Origin of the sequence: Rhodoferax sp. (genome assembly GCF_037143375.1) — a bacterium.
Lineage (GTDB): Bacteria > Pseudomonadota > Gammaproteobacteria > Burkholderiales > Burkholderiaceae_C > Rhodoferax.
The window spans coordinates 1-1860 of record NZ_JBAWYV010000302.1 but is presented as its reverse complement, the minus strand read 5'-3'; the positions used below and the strand labels follow the sequence as shown (position 1 = coordinate 1860).

3 protein-coding genes are annotated in these 1860 nt (G+C 53.2%); 2 read left to right on the top strand and 1 reads right to left on the bottom strand.

Going from position 1 to position 1860, the window contains the following annotated elements; translation table 11 throughout:
- Window positions 1-110 precede the first annotated feature (110 nt).
- Window positions 111-698, top strand: a complete 588-nt coding sequence (locus tag WCG50_RS19245) for a lytic transglycosylase domain-containing protein (protein WP_336901205.1) — start codon at window positions 111-113, stop codon at window positions 696-698.
- Window positions 699-748: 50 nt separating this feature from the next.
- On the opposite strand, the gene grxD is transcribed toward WCG50_RS19245, so the two are convergent.
- Window positions 749-1072 carry a Grx4 family monothiol glutaredoxin gene (grxD, locus tag WCG50_RS19240; protein ID WP_336901204.1) on the bottom strand — a complete coding sequence of 108 codons (324 nt, stop codon included), beginning with the start codon at window positions 1070-1072 and terminating at the stop codon, window positions 749-751.
- Between the two features lie 252 nt (window positions 1073-1324).
- On the opposite strand from grxD, the gene WCG50_RS19235 reads away from it, so the two are divergent.
- Window positions 1325-1801 carry a peptidylprolyl isomerase gene (locus WCG50_RS19235; protein WP_336901203.1) on the top strand — a complete coding sequence of 159 codons (477 nt, stop codon included), beginning with the start codon at window positions 1325-1327 and terminating at the stop codon, window positions 1799-1801.
- Window positions 1802-1860 lie beyond the last annotated feature (59 nt).

Genomic DNA, 1860 nt, shown 5'->3' with positions numbered 1-1860 from the left:
ACCAACGTGCCTGTGACTGACATCCTCAGCCTGATTCAGGCTCGACTGACAGCGTGACATTGACTGGCAGACCTGACATGATTTCAAGGAGATCGTCACTCCTGACTTTGATGGCAGGTCTTGGTCAGTTCTCACTTCATGAGCAGGCCTTGGCCGGTGGCCAAGCTGAAGAGCCGCTGGTGGATGCGGTACGTACCGCGTTAAGTTCGGCGGTTGGCAGCAACGCGCCTCCTATCCCGGAGTTTCCAGATACCGAATCACGCCTGAAGTACTTGCGCTGGCTCGGCGGCTTGAGTGAACGTCTGAAGCGGCAAAAACCTGACTGGAACGTGCGTAAAGAATTTTTGCAAACGATCTGGTATGAAAGCCGCCGTTCTGGGTTGGACCCGGCGCTGGTACTGGGGTTGGTGCAAGTAGAGAGTAATTTTCGAAAATTTGCAGTGAGCAGCGTCGGCGCTCGTGGTTATATGCAAGTCATGCCGTTCTGGACCCGCGTGCTGGGCGATGGCGATGCTGGCAAGCTGTTTCACATGCAGACCAACCTTCGTTTTGGTTGCGTCATCCTGCGGCATTACCTGGACCGTGAAAAAGGGGATCTGTATCTGGCGCTGGGTCGCTACAACGGTTCACGCGGCAAGGCACCCTACCCGAATGCTGTTTTTGGTGCCAAAAGAAACTGGGAAATCAGCGTCGCTTGACCATGTAAAAAGCCACCCGGAGGTGGCTTTTGATGAGGAAGCGTGGCGGATCAGGCCTTGGCTGCCAGCGCCGTTTGGAGTTCGCCGTTTTCGTACATTTCCATCATGATGTCTGAGCCGCCGATGAACTCGCCTTTGACGTAGAGCTGAGGAATGGTGGGCCAATTGCTGTAGTCCTTGATACCGGCGCGGATTTCATCATCTTCCAGCACGTTCACGGTCTTCAGTTCCTTGGGGTCAACGCCACAGGCCTTCAAAATCTGGATCGCACGGCCTGAAAAACCACACTGGGGAAAGCTGGCATTGCCTTTCATGAAGAGAACGACTTCGTTGGTTTTGACCAGGTCGTCGATGCGTTGTTGGGTATCAGTCATGTCGTGGGTCCTTGAAAATAGATGGGCAATTATTTCACCTTCGTCTACACCTTGCCGCCAGTAACCACGATGGATGAAGGGCTAGTGCTTGTATGCTACTAAATAAATAGCTGCTTACGCAGGTGCTACCTGCGCTAGAGGCTTATTTGGCTTGTAAAAATTTATCTGCTGGTCATCTGTGTCGCCGTGGGTTTTGCGTACAAATGCGCGAAAATACGCCCCTGATATTTCCGTTTTAACCAGAGTACTCCTATGAAAATTGAAAAAGACACGGCGGTCACCTTGCGCTACAAGTTGATGGACAGTACCGGCAAGTTGCTGGATGAAAGCACCGACCCGATGGTCTACCTGCACGGTGGCTATGAGAATATTTTCCCGAAAGTCGAAGCCGTGCTGGACGGGCAGGAGCCAGGTTTTCAGACCACGCTTGATCTTGCGCCGGAAGATGCTTTTGGCCTGCTTGATGAGGGCCTGGTGCAAACCATTCCCAAGTCGCAATTCCCGCCCGGTGTGAAAGTCGGAGGCTCACTCAAGGGCGTGGGTGAAGACGGCCAAGAGCAGATTTTTACGGTCATGAAAATCAAGGGTGACACCGTCATGCTTGATGGCAACCACCCGTTTGCAGGCAAGACCTTGCGCTTTAGCCTTGTGGTGACGGACGTCCGTGTGGCTTCAGAAGAAGAAATCGCCCACCGTCATGTGCATGGCGAGCACGGCCACCATCATTGATTAGTCAGGCACCAACCTCGCCACCACGTCTTTCAGGCGCTGCATTGAAATCGGTTTGA